The organism is Bacteroidales bacterium, from assembly GCA_012517825.1.
GTDB lineage: Bacteria > Bacteroidota > Bacteroidia > Bacteroidales > JAAYUG01 > JAAYUG01.
On the sequence record JAAYUG010000101.1, the window covers coordinates 1 to 16,375 of the forward strand.

Annotated in this window: 11 protein-coding genes and 1 rRNA gene; 7 read left to right on the forward strand and 5 right to left on the reverse strand. The window is 46.0% G+C overall.

Features of this window, described 5'->3' with window-relative positions:
• Positions 1-989: ribosomal RNA gene (locus tag GX419_06685) — 16S ribosomal RNA — on the reverse strand; the annotation flags it as partial.
• 512 nt (positions 990-1,501) lie between these two features.
• Between GX419_06685 and GX419_06690 the strand changes: the two genes are divergently transcribed.
• Both GX419_06690 and GX419_06695 read left to right on the forward strand, forming a co-directional pair.
• Entirely contained in the window at positions 1,502-2,245 is a 744-nt protein-coding gene (locus tag GX419_06690) for a polyprenol monophosphomannose synthase (GenBank protein NLI24371.1), read from the forward strand.
• A gap of 11 nt (positions 2,246-2,256) precedes the next feature.
• Positions 2,257-3,603: a dihydroorotase gene (locus GX419_06695; GenBank protein ID NLI24372.1), complete on the forward strand. Its 1,347-nt coding sequence runs from the start codon at positions 2,257-2,259 to the stop codon at positions 3,601-3,603.
• A 37-nt stretch (positions 3,604-3,640) separates the two neighbouring features.
• Here the strand turns inward: GX419_06695 and GX419_06700 are convergent, their stop codons facing one another.
• The gene (locus tag GX419_06700; protein NLI24373.1) at positions 3,641-4,252 is read right to left on the reverse strand and encodes a hypothetical protein; all 612 of its coding nucleotides are present in this window, start codon (positions 4,250-4,252) and stop codon (positions 3,641-3,643) included.
• A complete protein-coding gene (locus GX419_06705) occupies positions 4,236-5,183 on the reverse strand; it encodes an aminodeoxychorismate synthase component I (GenBank protein ID NLI24374.1) in 948 nt (315 codons plus the stop codon). Before GX419_06705 ends, GX419_06700 begins: the two co-directional genes overlap by 17 nt.
• Positions 5,184-5,393: 210 nt before the next feature.
• Here GX419_06705 and GX419_06710 point away from each other — a divergent pair, with 210 nt between their 5' ends.
• Positions 5,394-6,050 (forward strand): class I SAM-dependent methyltransferase, encoded by a 657-nt coding sequence (locus GX419_06710; GenBank protein NLI24375.1) that lies wholly within the window; start codon positions 5,394-5,396, stop codon positions 6,048-6,050.
• Between the two features lie 16 nt (positions 6,051-6,066).
• Here the strand turns inward: GX419_06710 and GX419_06715 are convergent, their stop codons facing one another.
• Positions 6,067-7,329: an aspartate kinase gene (locus tag GX419_06715; protein NLI24376.1), complete on the reverse strand. Its 1,263-nt coding sequence runs from the start codon at positions 7,327-7,329 to the stop codon at positions 6,067-6,069.
• 101 nt (positions 7,330-7,430) lie between these two features.
• Between GX419_06715 and mfd the strand changes: the two genes are divergently transcribed.
• Positions 7,431-10,796 (forward strand): transcription-repair coupling factor, encoded by a 3,366-nt coding sequence (mfd, locus tag GX419_06720; protein NLI24377.1) that lies wholly within the window; start codon positions 7,431-7,433, stop codon positions 10,794-10,796.
• 80 nt (positions 10,797-10,876) lie between these two features.
• Here mfd and GX419_06725 read toward each other — a convergent pair whose 3' ends face one another.
• The gene (locus GX419_06725) at positions 10,877-12,952 is read right to left on the reverse strand and encodes a hypothetical protein (protein ID NLI24378.1); all 2,076 of its coding nucleotides are present in this window, start codon (positions 12,950-12,952) and stop codon (positions 10,877-10,879) included.
• A gap of 119 nt (positions 12,953-13,071) precedes the next feature.
• Here GX419_06725 and GX419_06730 point away from each other — a divergent pair, with 119 nt between their 5' ends.
• From GX419_06730 to GX419_06740, 3 genes are all read left to right on the forward strand, one after another.
• On the forward strand, positions 13,072-13,809 hold the full coding sequence (locus GX419_06730) for a type III pantothenate kinase (protein NLI24379.1): 738 nt from the start codon (positions 13,072-13,074) through the stop codon (positions 13,807-13,809).
• Between the two features lie 13 nt (positions 13,810-13,822).
• Positions 13,823-15,070 carry a hypothetical protein gene (locus GX419_06735; GenBank protein NLI24380.1) on the forward strand — a complete coding sequence of 416 codons (1,248 nt, stop codon included), beginning with the start codon at positions 13,823-13,825 and terminating at the stop codon, positions 15,068-15,070.
• A 12-nt stretch (positions 15,071-15,082) separates the two neighbouring features.
• On the forward strand, positions 15,083-16,375 hold a 1,293-nt coding region (locus GX419_06740; GenBank protein ID NLI24381.1), incomplete at its 3' end, for a tetratricopeptide repeat protein.

The following is a 16,375-nucleotide window of genomic DNA, read 5'->3' on the forward strand; positions in this document are numbered from 1 at the left end:
CATTTAAGCCCAGGTAAGGTTCCTCGCGTATCATCGAATTAAACCACATGTTCCTCCGCTTGTGCGGGCCCCCGTCAATTCCTTTGAGTTTCAACGTTGCCGTCGTACTCCCCAGGTGGATCACTTAATGCTTTCGCTTAGCCGCTGACAGTATATCGCCAACAGCGAGTGATCATCGTTTACAGCGTGGACTACCAGGGTATCTAATCCTGTTTGCTCCCCACGCTTTCGTGCCTCAGCGTCAATCACGGTTTAGCAAGCTGCCTACGCAATCGGTGTTCTGTGTAATATCTAAGCATTTCACCGCTACATTACACATTCCGCCTGCCTCAACCGCATTCAAGAGCGACAGTATCAATGGCAATTCTACAGTTAAGCTGCAGGCTTTCACCACTGACTTACCGCCCCGCCTACGCACCCTTTAAACCCAATGAATCCGGATAACGCTTGCATCCTCCGTATTACCGCGGCTGCTGGCACGGAGTTAGCCGATGCTTATTCGTACAGTACCGTCAGTCCCGATCACGATCGGGAGTTTCGTCCCGTACAAAAGCAGTTTACAACCCATAGGGCCTTCATCCTGCACGCGGCATGGCTGGGTCAGGCTTGCGCCTATTGCCCAATATTCCTCACTGCTGCCTCCCGTAGGAGTCTGGTCCGTGTCTCAGTACCAGTGTGGGGGATCATCCTCTCAGACCCCCTAGCCATCGTAGCCTTGGTGAGCCGTTACCTCACCAACTAGCTAATGGCACGCATGCCCATCTTTTACCGCCGGAGCTTTCATTATAAACGGATGCCCGTTCATAATAATATGGGGTATTAATCCCGATTTCTCGGGGCTATCCCCCAGTAAAAGGTAGGTTACATACGCGTTACTCACCCGTGCGCCGGTCGCCGGCATGTATTGCTACACCCGCTGCCCCTCGACTTGCATGTGTTAGGCCTGCCGCTAGCGTTCATCCTGAGCCAGGATCAAACTCTTCGTTGTAATTGAGTTTGTTAATTTTCTAAGCTCAAGATTCATTGTCCCTGGAATTGCTTCCGGGGTTTTTCGCACCTTTCTTACCTTCTTTACAATATTTTCAAAGAACCTTTTTCTCTTATTTCTTTTGGGACTGCAAAGATAATCCTTTTTTTATTCCCGGCAAAAAAATTTTCATTTTTTTTGCTCTCTCTCCTTCTTTGCTTTTCCCTGTCATTCGAAAGAGGTTGCAAAAGTAAAACAAATTTTAATTCTATCCAAATTTATCTTAACTTTTTTTACCCCATCGCGTGAAAGAACGTCTCAAAAGCGGGTGCAAATATATACCCTTCTTTCATTTCTGCAATACCTTCCTCCAATTTTTTTTTCATTTTTTTCTCCTCCTCTCAGATTCAATTAATTAAAGATGTATTAACAGAAACTTTCTCCCTGTCTTCCCCTTTTTTGCCCCCCAAAATACGGGTTGAAATAAAAATCTTATCTTAGAAGCCGTTTACCAGCCCAACGTTCCATTGTGAGATGAAATCATCAGACGCCATAGTCATTATCCCTACCTATAATGAAAGGGAGAATATTGCCCGAATGATTCACACAGTGCTTTCATTGCCAAATGAATACCATCTCCTTATCATAGATGATCATTCCCCCGATGGCACCGCCGAAATCGTAAAGGAACTCACCAATACATACCAGGGCAGGTTGTTTCTGCTGGAACGTCCGGGAAAAATGGGCCTGGGCACTGCCTATATCGAAGGCTTCCGTTGGGCTCTGGAACGAAATTACTCCTACATATTTGAAATGGATTCCGACTTTTCCCATGACCCTGCTGACCTTCCCAGGTTGCACAAGGCATGCATGGAGGGAGCTGACCTGGCCATCGGATCCCGCTATATTACCGGGGTTAATGTTGTGAACTGGCCCATAGGCAGGGTGCTTATGTCCTATTTTGCATCGGCCTATGTGCGCTTTATCACCGGAATGAGCATACGCGATACCACCGCCGGATTCAAATGTTACCGGAGAGAAGTTCTTCAAGCCATTAACCTTGACCGGGTCCGCTTCAAAGGTTATGCATTTCAGATTGAAATGAAGTTCATTACCTGGAAAATGCATTTCCGCATTGTTGAAATTCCTATTATATTTACTGAACGAAAGGAAGGGACTTCCAAAATGAGCCGGGGAATTTTCCGTGAAGCGGTACTTGGCGTTATTTCCATGAAGGTCAGAAGTCTCTTTTCCAGATACTGGCTTAAGAAACCTTAAACTCTTTGTTTATGAATCCGTGCCTGATCCATCGTGCACAACTGGTCAACGAAGGCAGGGAATACAAGGCGAGCGTCCTTATTGAAAACGGCATCATAGCGGAAGTCTTTGAGGGAGAAGTGCCATCAGGAATTCTTTCCGGTACCAAAATTATTGACGCACAAGGCCTTCACCTTTTCCCGGGAGTCATTGACGACCAGGTTCATTTCAGGGAACCAGGCCTTACCCACAAGGGAGATATTGCAAGCGAATCAAAGGCTGCCGTAGCGGGAGGAGTTACTTCTTTCATGGAGATGCCAAATACCCTTCCGCAAACCTTGACCATTGAGCTTCTGGAAAAGAAATTTAAAAGAGCTTCGGAAGTTTCACCCGCCAATTATTCGTTTTACATGGGAGCTTCCAACGATAATCTGGCTGAACTGAAACGCGTCGATCCGTCTGTAACCTGTGGCATTAAGGTATTCATGGGGTCTTCCACAGGAGACATGCTGGTGGATGATCCGGAAGCCCTGGCCCGCATTTTCTCACTGAAAAATATTCTGATTGCCACTCACTGCGAAGACGAGCAGATCATACGGCATAATGCCGAATTGTACAGAATACGCTTCGGGGAAAATGTTCCTGTTCGATACCACCCGTCCATCCGAAGCGAAGAAGCCTGTTTTAAATCCACACGCCTTGCCATAGACCTTGCACGCAAGCATGGTACCCGCCTGCACATTCTCCATTTATCCACAGCACGCGAGCTGAATCTGCTTGATCCTTCTCCGGCCTCAGAAGATAAGCGGATAACTGCCGAGGCATGTGTTCATCACCTCTGGTTCAGCCAGGACGATTATGACCGGCTGGGAACCAAAATTAAATGGAATCCGGCAATCAAGACTACCTATGACAGACAGGCTTTAGTTAACGGCCTCACCAACAATCTGATAGACGTTGTGGCCACCGATCATGCCCCGCATACTCTGGCTGAAAAAGAAAATCCCTATTTCACCTGCCCCTCCGGTGGGCCCCTGGTGCAACACAGCCTGCAAATGATGATTGAATTGTCACAAAGGGGCCTGTTCCCGTTAACAACCGTTTCCGAAAAAATGGCTCATGCGCCGGCCCGGCTCTTTGGCATCGACCGGCGGGGTTTCATCCGCAAAGGATATTATGCCGACCTGGTCCTGGTCAATCTGAATAAACCCCACCTTGTTACAGTAGATACCTTATTATATAAATGCAGCTGGTCCCCTCTGGAAGGAGTCCGCTTCGGATCTTCGGTTGTCCATACCTTTGTCAACGGAAACCTGGTTTATGACGGAAAAAATGTAACTGACACTTACAGGGGCATGCCATTGCGTTTCAACCGGTAGGCAGTGAGCGGTTAGCCCCTCCGGCAGATTTATGTTTTCACTTTGAACTTACAGGCAAAATTGATTGCACCGGTATGGAAGGCGACTCCTCCAGCGATATCATGGCATTCATTAATCTCAATTCGGAAAAGAATTTCAGATCACCGGCAGTGATCCTTGCTGTGCTAATCATTCCCCGCTCCAGGTAAAAACGACGTCGAACCCCTTCCAGCAAAGGTTCTTCGGGAGTTATCCAGCAACTGCCGTCGTAAAAAGCAACATTGGCATAGGTTGTATCCGTAACCAGTCCATTCTTTATTATCAGAACATCATCACAATCACCCCGCAAAGCATAAAGGTTCTCCAGTTGACGGCGGTCAGCAAACTTGTAATTGTAGGTAATGGTATCGGATTCGACCATTTGAAGCGATTGGACCCGTTTCATCCTGTACATGCTGTAATCAATCTGTTCCACACACTTTCCGTACCAAATTCTGCATTTAACAATTCCTTTCGTGAATTCCTCAGGGGGCAGAATACAGTCTTTCAGATTCAGCACTTCTGTAATCCCAAACAGCTCTTTCAATGACCGGTTAACCCTATCCTGATGAAGATGCAACAGGGAAGGCTCTCCATGATCAAGCCGGATGGTTTCAAGCAACAGGAACATACACTTTGTCAATCATTTCCTTATACTCCTGGCGGGGATCGCTGTAGGCCGTAATTCCTCCTCCGCTTTTAAAAAGATATCCTTGCGGAGTCTGCTCAATAAACCGGATCATTACGGCCGAATTTACCTCCGATCCGTCAAAAATACCAAAAACACCCGTATAATAGCCCCGTTCATAGACTTCTGCCTCCCGGATTATTTCAAGGGTTTTGGCCTTTGGGGCACCGGTTACTGAACCGGCCGGCAGTATGGCTTTAAATATATCTCCCAGATGCTCGTGGTAATTGGGAAAAAGTCTCCCGCTTATTTCAGAACTTACCTGAATCAGTTGTTTTTCATGAGTTGTAATTATTTCGCGGTAAGCAAAGCGTTCTAAAGATACGTCGTCAGCAATCTGCGACAGGTCATTTCTGATCAAATCAACAATAGTATGATGTTCAGCCTGTTCCTTAATGCTTCCCAGTATCTTCTCAGCCTCTTCCGGATCAGAAGCATCGGCAGTACCTTTCATCGGATAGGAATATATCCGGCCATCTTTTATACGTACAAAAACCTCAGGCGAAAACACAGTGAAACGGCCGGGAACCAGTAATCTGAAGCGGGCCCTGGCCAGATGAAACAGTTCCTCTAATGCATGGGATGATTCCAGAGGTGTCGGGAACGTCAGATTCACCAGATAGGAGTTACCTTTCAGCAAATGTTCCATTACTTTCCGGAAGGATTTCCGGTAGGTTGAAAACGAAACAGGTTTCTTTTTAAGAATCAGCTCCTTTTTTTCGGTATAAAATTCCGACTTCACATTGGTATTCCCTTCCATACTGTAAAGTATCCCTGTGGCTTCGATCCGATCAAGAGGAACCAAAACAGGTTCCCTGCACTCAAAATCAAGGATAAACAGAAACGGTATCCGTTTTTTGCCGAACCGGTTCATTTCTTCAAAACATCGGCCGGAAGAGGAAATCACATATTCAGACCAATCCAAAATCATTTTTCATCCTTTCAAACAAATCCCGGCAACAATAATAAGTAGTTTTGGTGACAGAAAACCACTGAAACATTATTGCCTGGGTTTTTTAACCTCAGTTGATTGATTGCGTACTTCTGTTTATTTTTGAATCGACGGCAGCAAAAACAGCCATAAATGAAGATACTCAGACCTCTGGCCAATCCGGAAAAGGAAAATTCCTTTTCGGTGAAATGGAGAAAAAGGCGATTTGCTTTATTCACACAATTGCTTTCCGGCCTCACGCCTCCAGTAAGAATTCTGGATGTTGGCGGGACAGAGTACTTCTGGAGAAATGTCCGTTTTGTTCCCGAATCGGATACATCCATCGTACTGCTCAACCTTTATGAAATCGATGTGACCCTTCCCTGGATCTCCAGTGTGGTAGGAAACGGCATGGATCTTAGCCGATATGGCGACGGTGAATTTGACATAGTGTTTTCCAATTCGGTTATTGAACATCTTGGCAGTTGGGAAAACCAGCTGAAAATGGCTTCTGAAATCCGGCGCGTTGGCAAACACTATTTTGTGCAAACGCCCAACCTGTATTTTCCCATTGAGCCCCATTTCCTCTTTCCGTTTTTTCATTTTCTTCCCCATAGCTGCCGGGTATGGATCGTAAGAAATTTCGACACCGGCTGGTTTGACAGAATACCTGACAAAAACCTTGCTGAGGCTGCAGTGAAAGAAATCCGCCTGTTGTCGAAAAAGGATCTGCAGCGCCTTTTCCCTGAAAGTACCATCTACAGCGAAAAAGTACTGGGGATGACGAAATCGTTTGTAGCGCTGAAGTGATTTGTTTTTCAGGTACTCACCCCAGATCCTTTACCACCATCTGAATGGTCCTTTTACTTCGCTGTTCAAGAATGAGATCCTTGTTTACCAACACCCTTTTTATGGTACTGTCGTCATAATACCGGATGGTAATCAGTTCAAGGCCGGTATCAAAAGAAACCTTGAAATCCTGCCGAAGATCGTTCAGCAAATTAGGAATACGGGTCTGGTCATTGTTCACGCATACCTGAAAACTAACCGCCGAATTCTGCATAAGGTTGATTTTCATACCATGCTTTGAAAAATACCCGAAAATGGTTCTTAGCTTGTCTTCAGCAATAAAGGAAAAATCAAGAGGCGAAATATGGATAAGAACCTGGTCCATCTTAAAAATGAAGGATGGGGTGAGCGATTCATAAGACACATCGCCGATGATGGTTCCCGGGTCCTTGGGGTTCAGGAAGGATTTGACATGAAGTCGTATGTTCTTGTTCTGGAGGGGTTTTATTGTCTTGGGATGGATCACTGTAGCCCCGTAATATGCCAGCTCAATGGCATCAAGGTAGGAAAGCTGATCGAGCCGCACACAGTTGTCAAACCATTTCGGATCGGCATTCAGCACTCCCGGAACATCCTTCCATATGGTTACACTTTCGGCATCCAGTATATAGGCCAGAATAGCAGCGGTATAATCCGACCCTTCCCTGCCAAGTGTTGTGGTAAGGTTATTTATGGTTGAACCAATAAAACCCTGCGTGAGAAGGATCTGCTCACTGTTGGGAGCAAAGGCTTTTTTGACAAGATTTGTTGAAAGTTCCCAGTCGACTACGGCTTCCCTGTAAGTATTATCTGTTTTCAGACATTTTCTGATGTCTACCCAGCGCGTTTTAATGCCTGCTTCATTCAGATAAGCCGCCACTATTTTGGTAGAGATGATTTCTCCGTAACTGACTATCTGATCGTAATCGAAATCAAAATTCAACGAAGGCTGTTTGCGCAATATTCCTGCCAGTTCTTCAAAAAGCAGATCAAATTCCTGGCGGAAAGGATGTTTTTCTTCAGGAAACAGGCCGGCAACAATCTGTGAATGGTAGTCTTTAACTTTTGCAAATGCCCCGGAATAGTCTTTCTCATTGAAAAAAAGCCGGGCAACTTCTTCGAGGGCATTGGTTGTCTTGCCCATAGCAGAAACAACCACAGTCAGTGGCCCGTGTTCCCTTTGCTGACGCAGAATTTCGGCCATATTTTTCACTGCTTCGGCACTGTTGACTGAAGCACCGCCAAACTTAAAAACCCGCATGTCGATTCAGATTAAAATTGCACCAAAAGTATAAAATTGATAATAAATGCCATATAAGGAAAGTTTGGCTGGTTTGTGATTATTTGGTTAATTTTGCCGCTATGACTTCTGGCGGCAAAGCTTCTGAATTTCTGCTTACCCTTTATGATGGTCATCCCAATACAAAAGAACTTGTTGAGGACCTTATAAAGGAAAACAAAGGGAAATTCTGGCTGAAAGGCCTCTCCGGATCATCTTCTGCTCTCGTAGCCTCATCGGTTGTGAGGCATACGGACGGAATATTCTTTTTTCTGTTTCCTGAAAATGAAGAAGCGGCTTATTTTTATAACGATCTTGTTCAGGCAGGGATTCAGAATATTTTCTTTTTCCCTTCCTCCTTCAGGGCGCTCAAGTACTCACGGGAAAAAGACCCGGCCAACACTATACTGAGGACGGAAGCCATTCGCGCTGTCAACGGATTCCAGGGGACCGGAAGCCTGTGTATTGTATCATACTCCGAAGCAATTGCCGAGCCCATCATCTCGAAAGACACGCTGGTCAAAAACACCTTCCGGATTGAACGAGGCAACAGGCTCTCCATTTCTTTCCTTGATGAAATCCTGCACAGCTTTCATTTTGAAAGGGTTGAATTTGTCTATGAACCCGGCCAGTATGCCATCAGGGGCAGCCTTGTTGATATCTTCTCCTACGCATCCGATCAGCCGTTCCGTATTGACTTTTTTGGCGATGAGGTTGATTCAATCCGCACTTTCGATGTAGAAACCCAATTATCGGTGGAACAGAAAGAGTCGGTGGAACTCATTCCCGACCTTGCTGTTCTGCAGGGAAATGTTGCTTCCATTCTCCGGCAGCCGGAAACGAAAGCCAGAGTGTGGGCAGGTGATTTACCCCTTATTGCGGAACATTTCAGAACCCTCTCGGGGAAACCTGTCCAGCCCGAAGATCCAGGCAATTTACTGACCTATACCGATGCAGAAACCCTGCTGAACCAGCTCACAAACCTTGATGTTATAGAAACCGGCCTTCAGGCTGTTTTCTCAGGAAAAATTTTCACTTTTTCCACTCAGCCTCAGCCGGTATTCAGAAAAAACTTTGACCTGCTGGTCAGCTATCTGGAAGAAAATGAACTGAACGGTATCAGTACGTATCTGCTGGCAGAAAACCCTGCACAGGAAAGCCGGCTTGCCGAAATTATAAGAAATCTGAAACCCTTTCTGCATCCGCGGTTTGAAATTGTTTCCCTGCACGAAGGGTTTACCGACAATGACCTTCGCATAAGCCTTTTTACTGATCACCAGATATTTGACCGTTATCACAAATACCATATCAAAGGGCTGTTTCGCAAAAGCGAACAAATTACCCTCCAGGAACTTATGGCATTGCAGCCGGGTGATTATGTAGTGCATATTGATCACGGAATAGGAAAATTTGCCGGTCTGCAGAAAATTGAAGTAAACGGAAGGATGCAGGAAGCCCTCAGGCTGGTTTATAAAGACAACGATATTCTCTTTGTCAATATCCACTCCCTTCATAAGATATCAAAATATAAGGGGAAGGAAGGTACTGAGCCTGCCCTTCACAAACTGGGAAGCGGAGTATGGAACAAAACAAAACAAAACACAAAAAGAAAAGTCAAAGACATTGCCCGGGAACTCATTGCACTCTATGCAAAAAGGCTTGCGGCACCCGGTTTTGCCTATTCACCTGATTCCTATCTTCAGAAAGAACTGGAAGCATCTTTTATCTATGAAGATACTCCGGATCAGTTGAAAGCCACTGAAGCCGTGAAGGCAGGAATGGAAGCTCCCCATCCTATGGATATGCTCGTATGCGGAGATGTAGGATTTGGAAAGACAGAAATTGCCATCCGGGCAGCCTTTAAGGCCGTTGCCGACAACAAGCAGGTTGCCATGCTTGTTCCCACTACCATCCTGGCCCTTCAGCATTACAAAACCTTTTCGGAACGGCTGAAAGATTTTCCCTGTTCCATTGATTACATTACCCGCTTCAGGAAGCCGGCCGACCAGAAGAACATACTGAAACGACTGGCTGAAGGCAAACTGGACATAGTTATCGGCACCCATAAACTGGTAGGAAAGGAAGTAAAATTCAGGGATCTTGGATTGCTGATCATTGACGAAGAACAGAAATTCGGTGTAGCCGTGAAGGAAAAGCTGAAGCAACTGCGCCTCAACGTTGATACCATCACCCTCACAGCCACTCCCATTCCCCGCACTTTGCAGTTTTCCCTCATGGGTGCCCGCGATCTGGCCATCATCAACACTCCGCCGCCCAACCGACATCCCATCCACACCGAACTGCATGTTTTTGATGAAGACGTAATACGGGACGCTATCTTATATGAGGTTTCCCGCTATGGCCAGGTATTTTTTATCCACAACCGCATTCAGAATATTTTTGACATTCAGAATCTGATCAGCAGAATCTGCCCGCAGGTAAAAACTGTGGTAGCCCACGGGCAGATGGACGGTACCCAGCTTGAACGCATTATGACCGATTTTGTGAGTGGCGATTATGATGTCCTCATCTCCACATCGATCATCGAATCAGGTCTTGATATTCCCAATGCCAATACCATTATCATCAATAATGCACACCAGTTTGGGCTTGCAGACCTTCACCAGTTGCGCGGCAGGGTAGGCCGTTCAAACCGGAAAGCATACTGCTACCTGCTGGCACCTCCATTGTCGTCATTAACGGGAGAAGCCCGCCGCCGGCTTAAAGCAATTGCTGAAAATACTGACCTGGGAAGCGGATTCAACATCGCTATGCAGGATCTTGACATTCGCGGAGCAGGAAATCTTCTTGGGGCCGAACAAAGCGGATTTATTACTGAAATCGGATTCGAAACCTACCAGAAAATTCTTACGGAAGCAATGCAGGAACTCCGCGAGGAAGAATTCGGGGAACTTTTTGCCGATCAATCCCCTTCGGCTTCCGCCGGAAGAAAAAAGATATATGTTTCTGATTGCCAGATTGATACCGATCTTGAACTGCACTTCCCTGAGCAGTATATTCCCAATGCCGCTGAACGGATACGGCTATACCGTGAACTTGACACCATCCAGGATGAAGTTTCCCTCGAGAATTTCCGAAACGTTCTTATTGACCGTTTCGGACCCCTGCCCGAATCCGCAAACGGTTTGCTCGATATAGTAAGGCTCCGGTGGGCTGCCCAGGAACTCGGGTTTGAAAAACTGGTGCTTCGTGAAGGGAAACTGCTGGTGTACTTTCTCTCAAATCCGCTTTCTCCTTATTACAGTTCGGAAACGTTCCAGGAAGTACTGCAATTTGTCCAGAAACACCCTGAACGGATCAGGATGAAAGAAGCAAAAGAAAAACTGTCCATGATTATAGACCAGGTATCTTCCACCACCGATGCACTGGGGGTACTTGATATGATGAGACCGGTAAAGCTGCCGATTGAGGTTACTTCCGGGCAGTAGAACAAATTCCTCCTTCCAGGTCATTTGTTGCTTTATACCGGATCAAGCATCAGAAGATCAACCGTAACTTTATTAACCCCTTATTTTTTCTTCAATTCCTGTTTCAGTGCATCCAGTTCTGCTTTCAGTTCCCTGTATTCACTCACCTGCTGCCGGAGTTCCTCAATCTGATACTGCTGTTGTTTTATTGCTTCCAGCAGAATTGCTGTCATGGAAGGATAATCAAGCGAGTACATCCCGTTACTGCTTTTATTGACCACCTCAGGAAGATAAGGTTCCACTTCCTGGGCTATAAAGCCTATGTGTCTTTTATGATCAAATTTCGATTTATCGATCCACTGGAATTCAACTCCTCTCAGGTGCATAACCGTTTCGAGGGCATGCCCTATGGTTTGCACCGACTCCTTAAGACGATAATCGCTGAGAGCAGACCAGTTGAACAAACCAGCCGATTTTCCGTTCACAAAAAATACTACGGAATCATTGGTGCGGTCGGCTCCGTTTCCGTTAATTACCACAAAAGGGAAAAGCGCACCAAAATCACCGTAAATCAATGGTTTTGACGTATTGCTGTTGGCAATGTAGAGTTTATTGGAACCGGTTTCGTAAGATCCTGCATTGTACCCTATAAAAATATTTCCGTTCCCTGTAGAACTTTGTCCGGCTCCGTAACCAAGCAATACGTTATTGCTTCCGATATTTCCGTATCCGCTGTATCCGCCTACACACACATTATAGTTTCCCAATGTTGCGCCAGACCCGCTATTATACCCCAAAAATGTATTCCCCCGGCCGGCAGTAAGCTGGTAACCACTGCTGGCTCCCAGAAATGTGTTCTGCTGCCCGGTAGAATTGTTCCATCCGGAATTAAAGCCCAGAAAAGTATTGTCGGAGCCCGAGGTATTGTTCCAGCCCGATTCCTTGCCGACAAAAACATTCCGGTACCCGTTCACATTGAAATATCCGGCATATTCACCAACAAATATGTTGGCACTCCCGATAGTATTATTATATCCACTGCTTCGTCCGATGAAGCAGTTGACAGAGCCGGTTGTGTTGTTTAGGCCGCTGGAATGCCCGATAAAAATATTGTAGGAACCGGCATATGGGTCACTTTCAGAACCTGTGTTCCGGTACCCGGCCAGATTGCCGATAAACACATTGTAACTGCCTGTTGCATTGGAATATCCGGCCTGGTAACCAAGGAAAATATTTGAATTTCCCGCTCCGGTATTGGCCCCGGCTTCATACCCCATAAACGAATTGTAAAGTCCTTCTTTAAGTTTCAGGCCGGCACGATGTCCAATGGCATAGTTTTCGGGCGTAAGTTTCATATATTTCTGCGGGTTTGTTCCGATATTTCCGACTGCAAAACCGTTTACCGGGTCAGCTGTAAATACGCGGGTGCTGTCGCGGGTAATCCGCAGGTATTCTTCGGGCAAACCCTTCCCTGCTCCCCTTCCCCCCACGGCAAATCCCCCTCTCCCTCCTTTACCTGAGCCGGAACTCAGATAAATACCTACACTGTCGGGGGTAACTTTAAAGATGTCTTCCACCATTGTCCCTTTCCCTGCTCTTCTGCCACCTACGGCAAAACCACCGCGACCTCCCTTACCCTCTTCATTCACAATAACCTGAACTCCATCTTCATAAACGGCAAATACGGTATTTCCATTCCGGTCCTTCACTTCAAACAATGCTGAATCAGAGGGATAGCCTGGCGTCCCTTTAATTTCAACCTTAGGTTTGTTGGCTCCCTGTTCAGCATAGAGAGCATAAGGAACACTGAGTATTTCAGAAATTCCGGCTTCTTTCCAGTTTCCGGTTCCATCCAGATCAACATCTACCTTTAGAAAATGCTTTGAACCACCCCAGGATATCGTGTCCAGAGCCCCGATTACCGGTGTGCCTTTTCCAACTGACAGGGATACAATACCGAAACTGTTTGTCGTATTCTGTTGTTCTTCACAATAGACAACAGGTCCTGATTCGGAACTCGCCAGAATAGAGATTCTCATACCAATCAGACGGTCGGGAACCGGCATTCCGCTGGCATCCCTTATAACCGCCTGGTACCTGAAACCTTTCGGTGCCTGAGCATATAAATGCCCGACTAAGCTCATCAGAGCCGTCAGATAAAAAAGGAGTTTTTTCATACGCATCAGAATTATCAAACCAAAATTACAATATTTCTTTCTGGCAGGCAATAATTGGAGGTTAATTTTCAAATAATCATATATTTGCATCCGTTTTCCATTAAATTCGCCTTCACCTTTTGAACCTGACCATCGATATAGGGAATACACTGGCTAAATTGTCAGTAATTGACAACACCAACGTATTGTTTTCGGATTCTGCTCCTGAAATTAACCAGGTAATGCTGGCGAATCTTTTAACACGCTATCCCTCGCTCCAACGCGCTATATGGGTTTCGGTGCGGAAGGAGTTTCCTCCCTCCTGGCTGGATTTTTTGCGCGGTCGTCTTTCCTTTGTTATGGAACTCACCTCGCGCACCCCCCTTCCTGTAAAGATCAGCTATAAGACCCCCGAAACCCTTGGTATGGACAGGGTGGCAGCTGTTTGTGGCGCCCAAAGGATTTATCCGGGAAAGAATGTACTGGTTATTGATGCCGGAACCGCAATTACTTATGAATTTCTTTCCCGCACAGGCGAGTATCGTGGCGGAAATATTTCACCCGGCATTTCGATGAGGTTTCGTGCCCTTCATGAGTTTACCAACCGGCTTCCTCTTGTGGAAGAGACGTATGACTTCCTGCCGGCAGGAACGTCAACGCAGGAAGCCATTGCCTCCGGCGTTCTCCGGGGAACGCTGGCCGAAGTCAATGAGTATGTAAACACCTTTTATCAGGAGAATCCAGATGGCATTGTAATATTAACAGGAGGAGACGCTATTTTTTTTGGTAGAAATTTAAAAAGTACCATCTTTGTAAACCCAAATTTAATACATGTTGGTCTTGAGGCGATTCTGGAATTTAATGCTGAAGCGCATTAGAACATTTTTACCATTGATTTTTTCAGTTTACAGTGTTTGTCTTTTCGGACAGATCACAGTAAATTCCGTATATTCCCGTTACGGGCTCGGAGATCTTGAGCGACCCGCTACCGGACAAAGCACCGGACTGGGCGGGGCGGGGCTGGCTCTGCGGACACCCAATCTGATCAATTTCCTTAATCCTGCCGCTTATAGCACTCAGGACACCAATTCCTTCATTTTTGATGTCGGCCTCCGGACACGTTACCACATTTACTCATCTCCGGAAAAGGAACAAACCTTCAGAACCATTAATATCGATCACCTGGCCGCCGGATTCCCCGTAACACGCTGGTTAAAATTCCAGGCCGGACTTGTTCCGTATTCCTCCGTAGGCTATCTAGTAAAAAACAACAAAGAGCAAGTGCCTGTTTCCAATGAGCCGGTGGATTACTATTTTACCGGTTCGGGCGGAATCAACAAAGCCTACCTCGGATTCAGCACGGAACTGTTCCGCCATATTGCCGTGGGGGCCAATGCTTCGTACTTGTTCGGAACCCTGCTGTACTCCAGTGAAATCGACTTCCCTAATGATGTGTACTATTTTAATACCATGGATGAGAACAGGATGACCCTGCGAAATTTCACCTTTCAGTACGGAGCCCAGGTATACGACACCCTGTTCCCCGGCGTTTTTGTCACTGCCGGCGGTATTTACCAGCCTCAGGTTACCATGAACGTTACCACAAGCCGGTATGTTTATAATTTCCCCGGCACAGGAAATTCGCAGAATCCTCTTGACACAATCTTTTATGCTGATGATTCCCGCGGTAAGGTAACCATGCCTCCTCTCTGGGGAGCAGGAATCAGTTTTCAGACAAAGCGCTTGCTTGTTACACTGGATTATTCTGAACAGGACTGGTCAAAGGCTCTGTTTCTTGGCAAAAAAGACAGCCTTCGCAATAACAGGCAAATTGCCGGAGGAATTGAGTTTACCCCTAACCGGAACGCCCTTCAGGGCTATCTGAACCGGGTTCGTTACAGATTGGGCGGCCACTATGCTGATACATATCTGAAACTAAGAGGGGAACCCATAACAGAGTTTGGCATAACTTTTGGACTAGGTTTACCGTACAGAAATACAAAAACCATGTTCAATCTTGGATTTGAATACGGACAACGCGGCACTCACGCACAGAATCTCATCCGGGAAAACTATTTTATGATGAATCTGAGCATTTCTTTTTACGATTACTGGTTTATTAAACGCAAATTTGACTAAATGCATACTGTTATGAAAAGGTTGGGCTTACATTATTTCGGATTGCTTGCCGTTCTTCTGATGACTGCTTTACCTCTTTCTGCTCAGGAAGAAAAAGAAGCAGGGGCTCCGGGAAGATTCGGAACAGGCCAGGACAGCATCGATTGCCTCAAAAACCTTTCCCTTTACAGGGAATATGCACGGCACAGGAATTATAAAGATGCTCTTCCCTCCTGGCGCTGGGTTTATAATAACTGCCCCCAGGCAAGTAAGAACATTTACATCGACGGCGTAAATATGTTCCGGTTCTTTATCGAAAACGAGAAGAATCCTGACATAAAGGAAAAATACATCGATACCCTGATGATGATTTACGACAAACGTATGGAAATGTTTGGCGAAAGAGGTTACGTGCTGGGGCGCAAAGGAGTTGACCTGCTTCGCTACCGCAGGGATGAACAAAAATACATTCAGGAAGGATATGATATTCTTGGCGAATCAGTCAAACTGCTAAAGGCAAATACTTCTCCGGCAACATTTGCTACCTATTTTACGGCAACCCTGAGTTTGTACAAGCTCAACGCTCTCTCAGCTGATCAGGTGCTTTCCAACTGGGCTTTCATCATGCCTCTGATGGAACAGGCATCACAGAAGAATCCGAAGGATACGGTCATTACATCCGTCCGTGATGCCATCATGTTCAATTTTGTGAACAGCGGAGCTGCTACCGTTGAATCCCTTACCAAATACTACGAACCTCTTATCAAATCCCGGCCGGATGATGTCAAACTCCTGAAAGAAGCTACATCTGCCTTTTCTGCCATTAAGGAAGAAGAAGCTCCGCTGAATGTGCAGGCATCCGAACTGCTCTACAATAAAGAACCTTCAGCTGAATCAGCGTACAAACTTGCCAAGGTTTTCTACAAGCAGCAGAAATACGACAAAGCAGCCAGATATTACCAGGAAGCTATCAATAACGATAGCAATAATGAAAACAAGGCACGGTACTATTATGAACTTGCCATGGTAAATTACAACCAGAATAATTACAGCCTTGCCCGTACCAATGCCCGGACAGCCAGCCAGCTGAAAGGGAACTGGGCCGATCCCTATATCCTGGTGGCAACTCTCTATGCTGCAAGTTCCGACATATGCGGAGGAAACGAATTCGAAAAGAAAGCCGTATTCTGGGTTGCCGTCGACGAACTGATTAAAGCAAAAAATGCCGATCCATCGGCTGCTGATAAAATCAATGATCTCCTGGGCCAGTATTCAGCAAGATTCCCCAATACCGAAGAAGCTTTCTTCAATGGATATACCGACGGA

Excerpts from the sequence above, each read along its gene's own strand:
- GX419_06715 (NLI24376.1), bottom strand. The coding sequence starts at position 7,329 with ATGCGGGTTTTTAAGTTTGGCGGTGCTTCAGTCAACAGTGCCGAAGCA.
- GX419_06710 (NLI24375.1), top strand. The coding sequence starts at position 5,394 with ATGAAGATACTCAGACCTCTGGCCAATCCGGAAAAGGAAAATTCCTTT.
- GX419_06700 (NLI24373.1), bottom strand. The coding sequence starts at position 4,252 with ATGTTCCTGTTGCTTGAAACCATCCGGCTTGATCATGGAGAGCCTTCC.
- mfd (NLI24377.1), top strand. The coding sequence starts at position 7,431 with ATGACTTCTGGCGGCAAAGCTTCTGAATTTCTGCTTACCCTTTATGAT.
- GX419_06690 (NLI24371.1), top strand. The coding sequence starts at position 1,502 with ATGAAATCATCAGACGCCATAGTCATTATCCCTACCTATAATGAAAGG.
- GX419_06725 (NLI24378.1), bottom strand. The coding sequence starts at position 12,952 with ATGAAAAAACTCCTTTTTTATCTGACGGCTCTGATGAGCTTAGTCGGG.
- GX419_06705 (NLI24374.1), bottom strand. The coding sequence starts at position 5,183 with ATGAACCGGTTCGGCAAAAAACGGATACCGTTTCTGTTTATCCTTGAT.
- GX419_06695 (NLI24372.1), top strand. The coding sequence starts at position 2,257 with ATGAATCCGTGCCTGATCCATCGTGCACAACTGGTCAACGAAGGCAGG.